The following is a 13,874-nucleotide window of genomic DNA, read 5'->3' as shown; positions in this document are numbered from 1 at the left end:
ACTTTCGTTGCCGAAGGAAATATCCTCAATTGGAAAATAACTGAATGTACGTGTTAAAAACACATTTACCTTCCCGTCTTGCTTCGAATCAGTACGTCAGGCGCTTCCGGAGGAGGTCCTCGCCGAGTTCGACCGACGCCAGTCGCTCGGCGACTCGGCGACCGGCCCCGCCGTAGTCGTAGGGGTTGTCGCACTCGGCGGCGCGTCGTCGGACCGACTCGTCTTCGAGCGCGCGGTCGATTGCCTCGCGGATTTCGGCGCGGTCGTGGGCCACCGAGAGGGTGTTGTCCGCGCGCTCGCGGCCCTCCTGGCGCGGTCCCACGTCCACGACCGGCAGGTCGAACGAGGGCGCTTCGATGATGCCGCTGCTGGAGTTGCCGACCATCACGTCCGCGGCGGCCAGGAGACCGAGGTACTCCGCGCGCGGGAGGCTTTTGAACGTCTCGACCCGACCCGCGGCGGCGTACTCGTCCACGACGGCTATCATCTGTCGCCCGCCGGCGTCTGAGTTCGGATAGACGACGACCGGGCGAACGCCCGCGTCGGTGACGGCCTCCAGCGTGGCCCGCATCTGGTCGCCCGCCTCGTCGGGGACCGTCGTGACGGGGTGCTGGACCACGAGCGCGAGGGGTTCGGAACCGCCGAGGTCGTACTTCGAGACCACCTCGTCCGGGTCGGCGTACTCGCCGTCGAGAACAGCGTCGAGGCCCGGCGCGCCCACCGTGGTGATTCGCCACTCCTCCTCGCCGAGTTTCCGGATTCGGTCGGCGCTCAGTTCCGAGACCGGGAAGTGGAGGTGGGCGAACTTCGTCAGCGCGTGCCTGATGCTGTCGTCGATTATCGCGCCGTGCATCGAGTCGCCGCCGTGGACGTGCGCGACCGGGACGTTCATGTGCGCCGCCGCGAGACCGCCCGCCAGCGCCTCGTCGCGGTCGCCGAGGACGAGGACGACGTCCGGGTCGATGCTCCCCAGCGCCTCGGCGATTCCCTCGGTGCCGATGCCCAGCGACTTCGCCATCGAGAGGCCGGTGTCACCGGCCACCAGCATGTGGACCGTCTCGGTGACTTCGAAGCCGTCCGCTCGAATCTCCTCGACCGTGTTGCCGTGGTCGGGCGAGAGGTGCATCCCCGTGGCGATGGTCCGGAGCGCCAGACCCTCTGTCCCGCGTATCGCCTCCATCGAAGACCGGAGGAGTCCGTACTCCGCCCGGGTCCCCGTGACGACGCAGACGACGCGCTCGTCTGCGTCTCCGCTCGGACTGTCGCCTCCGTTCCGACCGTCTCCCTCCCCACTCATAGCGACTCGCGCACCTCCCTGACCAGACCGAACGCTTCGGCCGCCTCGACGCCCGCGGCCGCTCCACGCGTCCGAGCGCGAGCCCGGAGGCTCTCGGCCGAGCGCGGGTGCGGGAACTCCCGGGTCTCGGACTCGTACTCGGCGAACGCCTCGACCTTCGCGTCGAGGTGGTCGGTGATGTCCACGTAGACGTTCGGCGCGAACTGCGGTCGGTCGCCGCCCGTCCAGTCGGTCGAAGACGGGACCTCGTAGGTCAGCACTCGCTCGACGCCCGACCCCGGCCGGGTCGCCACGAGCGTCGAGTCGTAGAGCGCGCGGTGGTCGCCGTTGACCTCGCGGTCGGAGTGGGTGTAGACGACTTCGGGTCGGTACTCCTCGACCATCTCCTCGATTACCGCGTTGACTTCGACGTGGGGAACGTCGTCGAGTCGCATGTCGGGAAGGTCGCCGAAGTGGACCTCCGCGACGCCGAGTCGCCGGGCGCAGGCCTCGGCCTCCCGGCGCTTCTGCTCGACCAGCGATGCGTCGTCGTACTGCTGGGTCGCGCCCTCGGTCACGACGAGGACGTGGACCTCGTCGCCCGCGTCGGCGTGCTTCGAGAGCGTCCCGCCAGCGCCCAGCACCTCGTCGTCGGGGTGGGCGGCGACCGCGAGGACGGTACGGTTCTCCGCCATGCTACTCCTCCACCTCCCCGTCTACCGCATCCTCCGTGATCGCCTCGCCGGGTTCGAGCGTCTCCCGGGCCCGTCCACCGAGAACGCTCTCGTAGTTCGTCGGGGCCAGTCCGTCGGCGGGACGAGTGACGGCGACGTTCTCCTCGGACAGCGCGTCGCCCGCCTCGACGCGCTCGGTCGCGTGGAGGCTCTTGCGGATGACCGCCCGGTTCTCGCGCTCCTCCTCGGTCGGCACCTTCTCGGGGCTTCCCAACGCGGTGGCGGCGTCGCGAACCAGCGAGACCGCCCTGTCGAGTTCGTCGGGTTCCAGCGACGCGCGGTGGTCCGGGCCGGGGAGTCGGTTGCTCAGCGTGAAGTGCTTCTCCACGACCGTCGCGCCCGCGGCGACCGCCAGGCCCGGCGTCTCGGGGGCCGTGGTGTGGTCGGAGTACCCCACCGGCACCGGGAGTTCGTCGTCCATCGTCTGCATCGCTCGCAGGTTCGCGTCCCCCATCTCGGTCGGGTACGCCGACGTGCAGTGGAGGAAGACGAGTTCCACGTCCGGATTCGCCGACCGAATCACCTCGAACGCCTCGCGCACCTCCTCTAACGTCCCCATCCCCGTACTCACTATCATCGGCGTGCCGAACTCGGCGACGTGTTCGAGCAGGGGTACGTTGTCGAGTTCGCCCGAGCCGATTTTGACGACCGGGACGCCGAGGTCGGCCAGCAGGTCGGCGCTCCGTGCGTCGAACGGCGTCGAGAGGAACGTAATCTCCCGCTCGTCGCAGTACGCCTGTAGGTGTTCGTGGTCGGCCCGCGAGAGTTCGTAGTTCTCCAGCATCTCGTACTGCGAGCGGTCGTCGGTCGTCTCCTCCTGATAGTCGGCCTTCGGTGCCTGCTCGGTCACGAGTCTGTCGGCGGCGAACGTCTGGAACTTGACCGCGTCGGCATCGCTCTCGGCCGCCACGTCCACGAGTCGCTCGGCCATCTCGATGTCCCCGTTGTGGTTGACCCCCGCCTCCGCCACGAAGTACACCGACTCCGGGTCCCGGACCGCGTCTCGAAACGAATCCATGGAGAGTACAGCAACGTTCCTCCGTATAGGTTCTTTGTCGGTACTCGGCGGCCCGGAACCCGCCCGAACCTAAAAGCGTCGAAAGGTCGAATCGAGTGCCATGCGGATACCGACGACGGAGGACTTCGCCGAACTCGAAACGTGGGGGTTGGTCGAGAATCCGCGAGCGGCCATCGAGGACTACTCGGAGGAGCGAGCGGAGCGCCGGTGGGACAACGACCGCCACCGTCGCGCCCACCGGGAACACGACGAGAACCTGTCTCCGGAGTTCGTCGCCGACTCCCAGGCTTACTACCGGGAGCTGGAGCGACCCATCGACAGGCGGAAGTGGGAGTTCCTGAAGCGCCGGAAGGCGTGGTTCCACCCGCCGGTCGAGTGGGGTCGATTCGCGTCCCCGGACGCCTGCCGCATCCTCGACCTCGGGTGCGGAGACGGCGACGTGACTCAGCGAGTCGCGGAGTTCGTCGCGGGCCGGTGGACCCAAGCCGGATACGACGGCGCGCCGATGGAAATCGTCGGCGTGGACGTGAACGAGTCGCGCGTCCGGAACGCTCGCAAACTCACCGAGTCGCCGCACGAGAAGATTACGCTGACCTTCGAGCGGGCCGACGCGACCGAGCGACTGGACTTCGGCGACGACTTCTTCGACTACGCGCTGATGGCTGGCCTGCTGGAGGTGCTGGACGACGAGACGTTCGAGTCCGTCCTCGACGAAGCGCGTCGCGTCACCGCGCGAGGACTGTACGTCCGCGACCTGCTGGACGAGTACGAGGGTCTCCACCCGAGACCGAACCTGCCGGAGACGCTCTCGGAGTACGGGTTCGAGACGGTCGCGCGCCACGAGGTCTTCGAAGAGCCGTTCACCGAGGAGGGAACCAGGGACCCACTCGAAGTCTGGCCGATGAACGTCCATCAGGTCCTGTTCGCCGAGAACCCCGACTCACCGTCGCTCGCCGACCGATACTGACCTACCGCTTCGCGGCGTCCGGCACGGGGAGTGACCGATTCCCGTCGCCCGACCGAGTGACGTTCACCCAGAGGTGGGTCTCCTCGTACGCGCTCGCCACGCTCGGTTCAGCGGGCGGGTCGCCGCGGTACAGCAGGTACTGGAGTCGCAGATTTCGGCCGGTCATCGTCGGCCGGACTGTGTGTTCGTGACGCCACGTCTCGTTCGGCCCGAGGACGACCCGGAACCGATGGAGGTCACGCCGGTCGAGGACCGAGGCGTTTCCGGTCTCGCCGTCAGTGACGCGCTGGAGTTGCACGACGACGGTGTAGTTCGTTCGCTCGCCCTCGTGGTTCGTGACGCCGACGGTCAGTGGCTTGCCCTCTCCGCGGTCGAACTCGGTCGGGTAGTCGTCGGCGGTCAGTTGGTCGTCGCTCCCCGAGAGCAGGTAGAACTCGGTGTACTGCTGGCCGGGTTTGGGTGACGTTATCGCGTACCCGACGCTCCCGAGCGCCAGTACCAACGAGACCGCGAGCGCGACGTTCAGCGCCCGGTCCGTCGGCGTCTCGGCCGCGAGCAGTCCGGTCTTCGCCGTGGCGTACCAGTCCCGGTAGGGGACGCGAAACCGACGTTCCGGCGGGAGGTTCCATCGGCGAACCGCCGCGAGGACGGTCGCGGCGCCGGTGAACGCGCCGACCGAGACCACTATCGGGACGAGTCGGATTCCGACGGGCGTGAAGTTGAGCACCACGCCGACCAGCGGGACGACCACGAGACTCAGGCCGAGCGAGAGCGCGAGGCGTTCCCAGCCACCGATGGCACCGCGGCGAAGTCTTCGGAAGACGCCCTCGTCTCGGTCGTTTCTCGTGCCGTGGTCTCGCTCTCCGTAGTCTCGCTCCCCGCGGTCGTGGTGGTCGCGACTCGAACCGGCGCGTTCGGGAAACAACGCGGCCGTGAGTGCGTATCCGGGAGCCAAGAGCACGAACGTCAGTCCGAGACCGACGCGGAGCGGCGTCTCCGAGACGACCGGCAGGAAGACGGCGAGACAGGTCGCCGCGTCGAGCGCCAGCACGGCAGCGAGGTCGGCGGGGAGGCGTCGAACCGGGCCGGGAACCATCAGGCGGAGGGTCCGCGCGTCTATCATCGGTCGGCACCCTCCGTGGTCGCTGGGCCGTCGGTCCCGGTTCCGGCCTCGGTTCCAGTTTCGGTTCCGGTCTCCTCGGCGAGCAGCGACCCGGCGCGGAGAGCGGTCTCCGCCGTCTCGGTCGAGAGTCGCTGCGATGAGAACCGGGCGCGCTCGTAGGCCTGGGTCACGCGGCGGAGCGCGTCGAGCCGGTCGTCCGGGAGTCCGCCGTCGCGGCAGAGGGCGTAGAGTTCGGCGTGAGTGACAGAGTGGTCGGCCCCGAACTGGTCCACGAGTCGTCGGCGAACGGCGGCGTAGACCGTTTCGACGGCCGACTCGGGGTCGTCGCGGTCGAGTTGCTGGCAGGCGAGCGACAGGAGGAGCGTTCGCGACGCGCCGCCGGAGTCGGCGTCGGAGTGCGCGCGGCTACCGTTTCCGGACGCGAGAGGCCCGCCTCCCGTCGCCGGTTCGTCGCGGTCGGGTCGGAATCGACGGGCGGCGGCGTACGCGACCAGTGCGATTGCCGACCCGACGAGCAAGAGTGCCCACCACGGCGCAGTCGCGGCGGCGTGGACTGCGTCCGCGAGGAGCGAGGCGGGACCGCCGGGCGAGGGGAACGCGACCGTCTCGGTGGCCTGCGCTCGCGTCAGACCGCGACTCCCGTCGAATGTCGCGCTCGCGGTCACGTTGCCGTCTTTCCGGGCCGACTCCGGGACCGAAATCGTCGCGTCGTAGCGACCGGCGTCGTTCGTCTCGACCACCGCGAGCGCCGCGTTTTCGTCCACTCGGACGTGGACCGCCCGGTCGCCCAGTGGCTCTCCGTCCTCGGTCGTGAGTCTGCCGGCGACCTGGAGCGTCGTGCCGTTGCGCGAGGCGTTCAGCGACACCGCCGTGCCGACGCGCTCGACGGGGACGGTCGTCGTCGCGCTCTCGGCGGCCAGCGCCGCGTCTCGGAGTGCGAGCGAGACCCTGAGCGAACTCCGGTTCCCGGCGTCCGCCTCGGAGAAGCGACCCGAGAGGACGAAACTACCGTTCCCGGCCGTCGTGGCGTTCCCGAGGAACTCGTCGCTCGCGGTTAGTCGGACAGGCACGCCAGCGACCGGGGTTCCCTCGACGGTTACGCTCCCTCGGACTCGCACGGTTCGGTTGTAGGCGACGCTGTCGGGCGCGTCGGTGATGCGAACGGTCGGTTCGACTTGCCGGACGGTCACCGGAAGCGAGGCGTTCGAGGTCCGGTAAACCGAGTCGTTATCGGGGACGTAGCGTACGGTGACCGCGGACGCGTTCGCCGGGAGCGACGCGGGACGGTACGCGAGTCGGAACCCGCCGGTCGCGTTCGTGTTCGCCGTGGCGGTTTCGTTCCCGACGCGGAACGTCGCGGTCCGGTTCGCCAGCGGCGTCCCGTTCGCAGCGCGAAGTCGGCCGGCGACGACGAGTGGGTCGGTGAACGACGCGGTCCGGTCGTCGCCGGTCGCGGTCGCGGACAACTCGGTTCCGACGAACGACTCGCGTTCGACCTCGCGCTGGCGGGCGGTGACGTTCGCCGTGCGATTGCGGACGACGCGACGGCTTTCGGTGAGATTGGCGTCGGTCGTGTTCTCCGCCTCTCGGAGGCTACCGAGGAGCGAGTCACTGCGGCGCTCGACCCGGTTGGAGTAGCGTCGGAGTTGGCGGGCGAGTCGGCGAGCGCGAGCGTCGCTCCCGTTATCGCGGGCCGCCCGGTATCGGTCGTACGTCCGGTCGTATCTCTTCATCGCGGTCAGAAACGCCTGCTGTCGGCGTTGGGCGCGTTCGAGGGCCGTCGTGTTCGACGGGCCGTCTTCCATCCGGTCGGCCACGTCGGCGTACCGCTCGTACTCCTCCCGATACTCTTCGCCGATGGCCTCCGCCGCGGCGTCGTACTGTCCCTCGCTCAGGTTGGCCGAACTGCGCTCGAAGCGCGAACCGAGTTGGTCCACGAGCCACGCTTCGACGCTCCCGAGACTGCCGTCTTCTTCGAGTTCCGCCGGGTTCACTTGCCCGGGCGGGGAGTCGTTGGGCCGAGTCGTCGAGTCGTTGGCCGGGGACTCGTCGCCCGTCTGACCCACTCCTGCGACGCCCTCGGCCGAATTCGCCGCTTGGATACCCGACGTCTGCCTCGCGTCCGCGACGCTTCCGGCGGCAGCGGGGTCACCTGCTACGAGAGTCCCGGTCACGAGACTCACGACGAGGAGAGCGACCGCTAAACGGCGTTCTGTCGCGCCGACTCTCGGGAACAGATCACTCATGAGCAGACTCTCCTCGGACGCCGTGCGGACCAGCGGAACGTAGGTGTGAGAAAAACTACGACCGTTTTCTTGAAGATGACTGTTTTTCTCCCGCCCGGACCGTTCGGAGCGAACGTCTCGACGCCGCAGCGACTCTCCCGACGGGCCGTCGTCGGTCGAACGGAGGTTCGGCAGTCAGCGACTCGGCCGCGGGGAAACATATAGGAATATTAAACAAATAGAAATACGCTTCTACGAAACGTATTCATTTCCCTCTTCGAGGTAGGCCGTGCTTTACGCACTCGGAAGCCTACCCCTAGCCACCAGGGCGGGACTGGAAGGGGCCGCTCGGTCACGCGAGCGGTGCGCGGCGCATCGCGGCGCGATGCGACCGGTGCGGCCACGAGCAAGCGGGTGTGACCTCGGAAGTCTCAGTCCGCACAGGACTGCACAGCAATCGGACGAGTACTCGGAAACAGACTCACGGACGCGAAAATAGACCATTACCGTTCGAACGACCGGTATCTTCAATGGAGACGGCGGAGTTAGATACCGCCGTGCGAGCAGAGCGACGCTACTGGGGGGTGGCCGTCGTCGGCGCGTTGCTCGCGCTCTCGGCTATCACCCTCGACCGACCCGCACTCGTCGTCGGAGCAGCGGGTATCGGCGCGTGGCTGGTCTCGCGGCAGTTCGCCTTCGTCCGGGCGTCGGCCGCGGTTCGCTCCGCGCTCCGGGTCGAACAGGAACCCGAGCGACCGGTCGCGCTCACCGACCAGCCGATTCCGGTGTCGCTCCGGGTTCGACTCGCCCGTCCGTCGGCGCTGACGCTACGAGTCGCGCCACGGCCTCCCGTTTCGATGCGGCGCACGACGGGCGAGCGGGAGAACCGGGAGACCGACGACGCGACCGAAGCGACGACCGCCAGTTCGACCGACGCGGCGATCGGCGAACCCGCCGACGAGACGACTACCGAACCTACCGTCACGCTCGCTGCGGGTGAGACCGCAGTGCGGCGGACCGACACCTACGAGACGCCGGTCGCCGGAGACCACGCCTTCGACGCGCCGAGCGTCACCGTCACCGACCCGGCCGGACTGTTCACGCAGCAGTTTCAGCACGGCCCCGGGCGGACGGTCGCGGTCGAACCGCGACGGCCGCGAAACGTCCACATTGGCGAGGGCGGCGAGCGGGTCGTCGCGGCGTACGGCGACAGGACCGAGCGCCGACGCGAGAGCGGACTCGAGTTCGCGGAGCTACGCGAGTACGTCGCGGGCGACCCCGCCAGCAACATCGACTGGAAGACGACCGCGCGGATGGGCGAACCGTACGTCCGCGAGTTCGAGGCCGAGACCTCGCACCCGACCGCGATACTTTTGGACCACCGCGCGTCGCTCGGAGCGGGACCCGACGGCGCGACGAAACTCGACTACCTCCGGCAGGTCGCGCTGGCCGTCGCGCAGAACGCCCACGACCGCGACGACCCCGTGGGTCTCTACGCGGTCGGCGACGAGGGGCCGACCGAACTCCGCCACTTGGACGCGAGCGAGAACCACTACGACGAAGTTCGTCGGGCGATTCGAGAAGCGACCCCGACCGCGGCTACCGGCGGCCCGGAACGGAGCGTGACGTCCGCGGCGGCGCGACGGATGGCCGACGACCTCGCGAGCGACTCCGACGAGTACGCGACCGTACTCCGGCCGTATTTCGGGACCACGGACAGATACGTCTCGCAACTCGGCGACCGTCCGTTGGCCGGAACCGTGCGAATCGCCCGCTCGCGGTCTCGGAACACCGACCTGAACGTGCTGCTCACCGACGACGCCGCGCCCGTCGAGACGCTGGAGGCCGTCAAACTCCTGCACCACGGCGGAGGCCGCGTGCTGGTGTTTCTCGCGCCGAGCGTCCTCTTCGAATCGGGCGGATTGGCCGACTTCGAGCGCGCTTACTCCCGGTATCTGGAGTTCGAGGAGTTCCGCCGCCGACTCGAACGACTCGAACGCGTGACCGCCTTCGAGGTCGCGCCGGGCGACCGAGTGGAGGCCGTCCTCGACGAACAGCGGAGACGCCGCGCCGGAGCGTAACCATGTCAGGAGCATCCCCATTCACGAAACTCTCGTCCGTGGCCGAGACGCGAACGCCCGCCAGCGGCGTCGCCGCGCTCGTCGCCGCGGTCGCACTGGTCGTGAGCGTCGGACTGACGAACGGCAGTGTCGCGGCGGGTAGTATCGCGGTCGGTGAGCGCGCGGTGAGCATCACGGCGGGCGGTGTCGCCGCAGGCGGCCTCGTCCTCGGGACGTGGGCGCTGGCGGGACCGGTCTACGCCTTCGCGTTCGGCCAGATACTGTTCGCGGCGCTCGCGCCGTCCCCGTCCGGCGTGGAGGTGGGAGTAGCGCAGGTCGGACTGTTCGGACTGCTCGCGGTCCCCGTCGGCCGGGACGCCGCGCGCGAGACGGTCGGCGGGTTCGTCGTGGCGAGCGCCGGACTGGTCGGCCTCGGTGCCGGAGTCCACGACGCGACCGGCGAACTCTGGCCCGCGGCGCTGGCGGTGGCCGGCGCGGTGGCCGTCGTTAGCTACGCGCTCCATCGCTACGAACTCGTGGTGCTGGACCTCATGGAGGCCGAGGCATGAGTCGGCGAACGGACTCGCAGAACTCTGGGGCACCGAACTCGGACTCGCGGGACACGGGGTCGGCGAGGTCGGCGTCAGACGACGCCGAGGCCGCCGACCCCGCGAGTGGCGGGCCCGGACGTCCGAACGCGGAGTCGGACGGGGACGCGACGGCAGTCGAGGAACTCCGAGCGCAGGTAGCCGTGCTGGAGGAGGAGAACGACAGACTCCGGCGCGAGTACGCTCGCTCGAAACGAGCGCGTCATCGCCAGACCGCCCTCGGTCTGTTCGCGGTCGGCCTGGTCGCGGTGGTCGGCGGTCTCGCGCTCCCGGCGAGCAGGGACGTGTTGTTCGCGCTCGGCGGCACGGGACTGTTCGCGGGCGTGCTGACGTACTACCTCACGCCCGAGCAGTTCCTCCCCGCCAGCGTCGGCGAGAGCGTCTACTCTTCGCTCGCGGAGACCGGAGCGTCGATTCGCGCCGAACTGGGTCTCGCCGACGCGACGGTCTACGTCCCGCAGTCCGAGCGCACGACGCGCGACGAGCGAGTGTTCGTCCCGCAACGCGACGACTACGAACTGCCCGACGACGACGCGCTCGCCCGGACGTTCGTCACGGCCGAGGGACGACGCCGCGGCGTGGCGTTCGAACCGGTCGGAGAATCGCTGGTCTCCGAGTTCGAGCACGCGCTGTCGGGGTCGCTCGCAGGGGACCCCGAGACCCTGGCCGACCAACTCGCCGACGGGGTGGTCCAGCAGTTCGAACTCGCCCGCGGTCTCGACTCCGACGTGGACCCGGGCGAACGACGAGTCACCGTCGGAGTCGCCGGGAGCGCATTCGGGCGCGTGGACCGTTTCGACCACCCGATTCAGTCGTTTCTGGCGGTCGGACTCGCGCGGGGCCTCGGCCGCCCCGTGGAAGTCGAGACGGTCCGGGCGTCGGACGGTGACGGAGACGACTACGAGTATCTCGTGACCTGTCGCTGGCAGTCGACGGACGAAACGTAGAAATCGTCGGTCGGTAGGGGGTTTTCAATCGGTAACGGTCGTCAGTCCGTGGCGTCGGTGCTGGCGGGGTCGGCGAGTTCGACCTCCGTCTCGCTCCCGGGGGGTTCCACGCCGTCTACCACGTCCCCCACGACGGCCTCCGGGGACACGTCCGCGAGTTCGGTGTCGGCTTCGAGGACGAGTCGGTGGACCAGAATGGGTTCGGCCAGCGCCTTCACGTCGTCGGGAATCACGTAGTCTCGACCGTGGATGGCCGCCCGCGCCTTGCTCGCGTCGAGGAACGCCAGCGTGGCCCGCGGGGACGCGCCGTAGGCGACTTGCGAGTTCGACCGCGTGGCAGTCACCACGTCGAGGATGTACTCGCGGACCGGTTCGGCGACGTGAATTTCGTTGACCGTCTCGGTGGCCTCGTACAGTCCTTCGACCGAGACGACCGGCGACACGTCCTCGGGGGTGAGGTCGGGGTCGCGGTCGAACTGGTCGAGGATCGCTCGCTCGTCGTCGCGGTCGGGGATGTCTATGCCGAGTTTGAACTGAAATCGGTCGCGCTGGGCCTTCGGTAACTCGAAGGTGCCTTCCATCTCGATGGGGTTCTGGGTGGCGACGACGAGGAAGGGCGTCGGCAGGGTGTGGGTGTCGCCCTCGATAGTGACCTGTCGCTCCTGCATGGCTTCGAGCAGGGCCGACTGGGTCTTCGGCGTCGCGCGATTTATCTCGTCCACCATCACGACGTTGGCGAAGATGGGGCCGCGCTGGAGTTCGAACTCCCCGGTCGTCTCCCGGTAGACGTGGGTCCCAGTTACGTCGGCCGGGAGTACGTCGGGCATCATCTGAATCCGGTTGTACTCCAGGTCGATGGTCCGGGCGAACAGGCGGGCGATGGTCGTCTTGGCGACGCCCGGGACCCCTTCGAGGATGACGTGGCCGTCGGTCAGGAGGGCGATAGTCAGGAGTTCTACCGCGTCGTCGTTCCCCACGAGGACGCGGTCGGTCTCGTCGGCGACCGCCTCGTAGAGTTCCGCGGGGTCAGTCATTCGGCGAAGAGTGTCGTGACGGCCAACAATACGTCTTTTGCCAGTAATGGATTATTTCCAACCGTCGGCCTACTCGACGGAGTCGTCGTCGTTCCGGTCGATTCGCCGTGCGACGCGGCGCACGCGGTCGTCGCTCCAATCGGGATGGCGGCGCTCGACTGCGGCCACGACTTCCTCGGTCGAGAGCGTCGGCGAAGGCGTTCCGGATACCCCGAACCCCCATCCGCGCCGGAGGCGACGGAATCGGCGAGCCATCCGGGCCACTACTCCCTCTCCCGACCGCGTCCAGAGACCGACGAGCGCCAACCCGAGCGCGCCGAGACCGACCTGAGCGAGTGGCGACGACCGGAGGGCGAGTATCGCCGCGACGAGCGGCGGAACCTCGGCCGAGTGGATGTGGTCGAGCAGAACTCGGTCGCCGGTTCCGAGGAGGGTCCGGGCGAACGCGCGATTGTCGGACCGGTCGAGCATCGAGTTGACGAACACGCCGGAGTCGCCAACCACCACGACGCGGCCCGACCCGACGCGCTCGACCGTCGCCACGGGGCGGCGCTCGAGCGTCTCCGCCCCGTCGAGCGTCGCGTTCCGGTTCCGGTCGAGGTAGGCGTACTCGGACGTGTTGACCAGAATCGTCGCGCCGTTCGGTCGGACGACGGTCCCGTGGTTCAGCGTGAGCGCCGACACCCTCCGGACGAGTCGGTGGTCGGAGGTGTTCGTCGCCACCGGGAGCGACGGGTCCCGGTAGTTGTGTCGCTCGTCTCGGACCGGCGTCCGGTTGATGCGGGCGCTCGCTCCCACGGCCGAGAGCAGGGAGTTGGCGCGCGGGCCGTAGTCGTCGGCGACGACGAGCGTCCCGCCGCGAGCGACGAACTCGGCGACGGCCGCAGTCTCGTCCGGTCGGTAGGCGTCGTCGGGCGAGAGGACGACCGCCACGGTGTCGTTCGGCGAGGCCGAGCGATACGCGTCGGCGTTCCGGACCACCTGCGGTTCGCTCCCGACCGCCTCGGCCTGCGTCCGGAGCGCCGACCCGCCGTCCCACCCGTAGTTGTACGCGCCGAACGCGGCGTCCGAGGTGGTGGCCACGGTCACGCCCACGGCGGCAGTCGCGACCACGAGCGCGACGAGGACGACGCGAGGCCAGTCGAGGTCGAACGAGTCGAGACCGAACGAACCGCCGGCGGACGTGACGCGGTCGGAGTGGTCGCGGTCGGAGTAGTCGCGGTCGGACGAACCGCGGTCGGAGGTCACGGTATCGCTCCCTCCGGCATGAGAGCGAGGATACGCTTCCCGAGGAGATACGCGAAGACGAGCAGGCCGAGCAGGACGACCCACTTGAGTCGCTTGCGCCACGCCGGGGTCACGTCGAACGGGGCCGTGAACTCGACCATCACGAGAAAGCCGACGAGCGACGCGACGAGGAACACCTCCGCCGAGAGGGCGTCGAGGGTCACGAGGACGACGACAGACGCGAGCATCCACGCCACCTGCCCGTGGACGAACTGCCATCGACGCGCGGTAGCCATTGAAGCCAGTTCCACGGCCTCTCAATTGAAGGTGTTGCCCGTCTTCGCGTCGTTCTCGGCGTAAACATCGTTCTTGCAGTTGGTTTTGGGGTTAGAACGAGAACTATCTATTCCGTGAGCTACGGAGCCACCGCAGTGCACTGTGAACTGGGAAGATACCACGAAGCTAGCTGCTCCTTGAGCCAATCATACCGCACGGCACCGCCCCGCACCGCAACCGCGGACCTCACACCTCCCCAACCGTTTGCGGTCCTCGGCCTGCGGCCTGCGGTCCTCATCTCTCTCGCGGTTGGCGCGACCCGCGAGAGGTCGCGCCAGCGCGCGCCGGTAGTGGAATTGTAAATGTTTTCTGAATACCT

General features: G+C 68.5%; 12 protein-coding genes. 4 read left to right on the top strand and 8 right to left on the bottom strand.

The features are described 5' to 3' along the window. Positions 1-88: 88 nt before the first annotated feature. Genes neuC through neuB form a run of 3 tightly spaced genes read right to left on the bottom strand, consistent with a single transcriptional unit; the run spans position 89 to position 3,028 of the window. Positions 89-1,297, bottom strand: coding sequence for a UDP-N-acetylglucosamine 2-epimerase (neuC, locus tag E2484_RS15635; RefSeq protein ID WP_137286115.1), 1,209 nt, complete (start codon positions 1,295-1,297; stop codon positions 89-91). Next, complete coding sequence (locus E2484_RS15630; protein ID WP_137286114.1) at positions 1,294-1,971, bottom strand: PIG-L deacetylase family protein; 678 nt, start codon at positions 1,969-1,971, stop codon at positions 1,294-1,296. Before E2484_RS15630 ends, neuC begins: the two co-directional genes overlap by 4 nt. A 1-nt stretch (position 1,972) precedes the next feature. Further along, on the bottom strand, positions 1,973-3,028 hold the full coding sequence (gene neuB, locus E2484_RS15625; RefSeq protein ID WP_137286113.1) for an N-acetylneuraminate synthase: 1,056 nt from the start codon (positions 3,026-3,028) through the stop codon (positions 1,973-1,975). A 100-nt stretch (positions 3,029-3,128) separates the two neighbouring features. Here neuB and E2484_RS15620 point away from each other — a divergent pair, with 100 nt between their 5' ends. Beyond that, a complete protein-coding gene (locus E2484_RS15620; protein ID WP_137286112.1) occupies positions 3,129-3,995 on the top strand; it encodes a class I SAM-dependent methyltransferase in 867 nt (288 codons plus the stop codon). A 1-nt stretch (position 3,996) separates the two neighbouring features. Here E2484_RS15620 and E2484_RS15615 read toward each other — a convergent pair whose 3' ends face one another. After that, a complete protein-coding gene (locus E2484_RS15615) occupies positions 3,997-5,118 on the bottom strand; it encodes a DUF1616 domain-containing protein (RefSeq protein WP_137286111.1) in 1,122 nt (373 codons plus the stop codon). Then, positions 5,115-7,364, bottom strand: coding sequence for a HEPN domain-containing protein (locus E2484_RS15610; protein WP_137286110.1), 2,250 nt, complete (start codon positions 7,362-7,364; stop codon positions 5,115-5,117). The genes E2484_RS15615 and E2484_RS15610 overlap by 4 nt, the downstream gene beginning before the upstream one ends. A gap of 509 nt (positions 7,365-7,873) precedes the next feature. Between E2484_RS15610 and E2484_RS15605 the strand changes: the two genes are divergently transcribed. From E2484_RS15605 to E2484_RS15595, 3 genes are read left to right on the top strand one after another with little or no spacing between them, the layout of a single operon-like run. Continuing rightward, complete coding sequence (locus tag E2484_RS15605) at positions 7,874-9,424, top strand: DUF58 domain-containing protein (protein WP_137286109.1); 1,551 nt, start codon at positions 7,874-7,876, stop codon at positions 9,422-9,424. Between the two features lie 2 nt (positions 9,425-9,426). Further along, on the top strand, positions 9,427-9,972 hold the full coding sequence (locus E2484_RS15600; RefSeq protein ID WP_137286108.1) for a hypothetical protein: 546 nt from the start codon (positions 9,427-9,429) through the stop codon (positions 9,970-9,972). Next, the gene (locus E2484_RS15595) at positions 9,969-10,958 is read left to right on the top strand and encodes a hypothetical protein (RefSeq protein ID WP_321112670.1); all 990 of its coding nucleotides are present in this window, start codon (positions 9,969-9,971) and stop codon (positions 10,956-10,958) included. Before E2484_RS15600 ends, E2484_RS15595 begins: the two co-directional genes overlap by 4 nt. Before the next feature lie 41 nt (positions 10,959-10,999). Here the strand turns inward: E2484_RS15595 and E2484_RS15590 are convergent, their stop codons facing one another. The 3 genes from E2484_RS15590 to E2484_RS15580 all read right to left on the bottom strand — a co-directional run bounded on the left by E2484_RS15590 (position 11,000) and on the right by E2484_RS15580 (position 13,515). Next, positions 11,000-11,992 (bottom strand): AAA family ATPase, encoded by a 993-nt coding sequence (locus E2484_RS15590; RefSeq protein ID WP_137286107.1) that lies wholly within the window; start codon positions 11,990-11,992, stop codon positions 11,000-11,002. Between the two features lie 69 nt (positions 11,993-12,061). After that, positions 12,062-13,240 (bottom strand): DUF4350 domain-containing protein, encoded by a 1,179-nt coding sequence (locus E2484_RS15585; RefSeq protein WP_137286106.1) that lies wholly within the window; start codon positions 13,238-13,240, stop codon positions 12,062-12,064. Further along, positions 13,237-13,515 (bottom strand): hypothetical protein, encoded by a 279-nt coding sequence (locus tag E2484_RS15580; protein WP_137286105.1) that lies wholly within the window; start codon positions 13,513-13,515, stop codon positions 13,237-13,239. The genes E2484_RS15585 and E2484_RS15580 overlap by 4 nt, the downstream gene beginning before the upstream one ends. Positions 13,516-13,874: the final 359 nt, after the last annotated feature.

Source organism: Halorussus salinisoli, from assembly GCA_005239435.1.
GTDB lineage: Archaea > Halobacteriota > Halobacteria > Halobacteriales > Haladaptataceae > Halorussus > Halorussus salinisoli.
This window is presented reverse-complemented; position numbering and strand designations above follow the sequence as displayed.

What these genes read in the sequence shown, in the direction of transcription:
- E2484_RS15620 (WP_137286112.1), top strand. Translation starts at nt 3,129, where the DNA reads ATGCGGATACCGACGACGGAGGACTTCGCCGAACTCGAAACGTGGGGG.
- E2484_RS15615 (WP_137286111.1), bottom strand. Translation starts at nt 5,118, where the DNA reads ATGATAGACGCGCGGACCCTCCGCCTGATGGTTCCCGGCCCGGTTCGA.
- E2484_RS15590 (WP_137286107.1), bottom strand. Translation starts at nt 11,992, where the DNA reads ATGACTGACCCCGCGGAACTCTACGAGGCGGTCGCCGACGAGACCGAC.
- E2484_RS15595 (WP_321112670.1), top strand. Translation starts at nt 9,969, where the DNA reads ATGAGTCGGCGAACGGACTCGCAGAACTCTGGGGCACCGAACTCGGAC.
- E2484_RS15600 (WP_137286108.1), top strand. Translation starts at nt 9,427, where the DNA reads ATGTCAGGAGCATCCCCATTCACGAAACTCTCGTCCGTGGCCGAGACG.
- E2484_RS15605 (WP_137286109.1), top strand. Translation starts at nt 7,874, where the DNA reads ATGGAGACGGCGGAGTTAGATACCGCCGTGCGAGCAGAGCGACGCTAC.
- E2484_RS15610 (WP_137286110.1), bottom strand. Translation starts at nt 7,364, where the DNA reads ATGAGTGATCTGTTCCCGAGAGTCGGCGCGACAGAACGCCGTTTAGCG.
- neuC (WP_137286115.1), bottom strand. Translation starts at nt 1,297, where the DNA reads ATGAGTGGGGAGGGAGACGGTCGGAACGGAGGCGACAGTCCGAGCGGA.
- neuB (WP_137286113.1), bottom strand. Translation starts at nt 3,028, where the DNA reads ATGGATTCGTTTCGAGACGCGGTCCGGGACCCGGAGTCGGTGTACTTC.
- E2484_RS15630 (WP_137286114.1), bottom strand. Translation starts at nt 1,971, where the DNA reads ATGGCGGAGAACCGTACCGTCCTCGCGGTCGCCGCCCACCCCGACGAC.
- E2484_RS15580 (WP_137286105.1), bottom strand. Translation starts at nt 13,515, where the DNA reads ATGGCTACCGCGCGTCGATGGCAGTTCGTCCACGGGCAGGTGGCGTGG.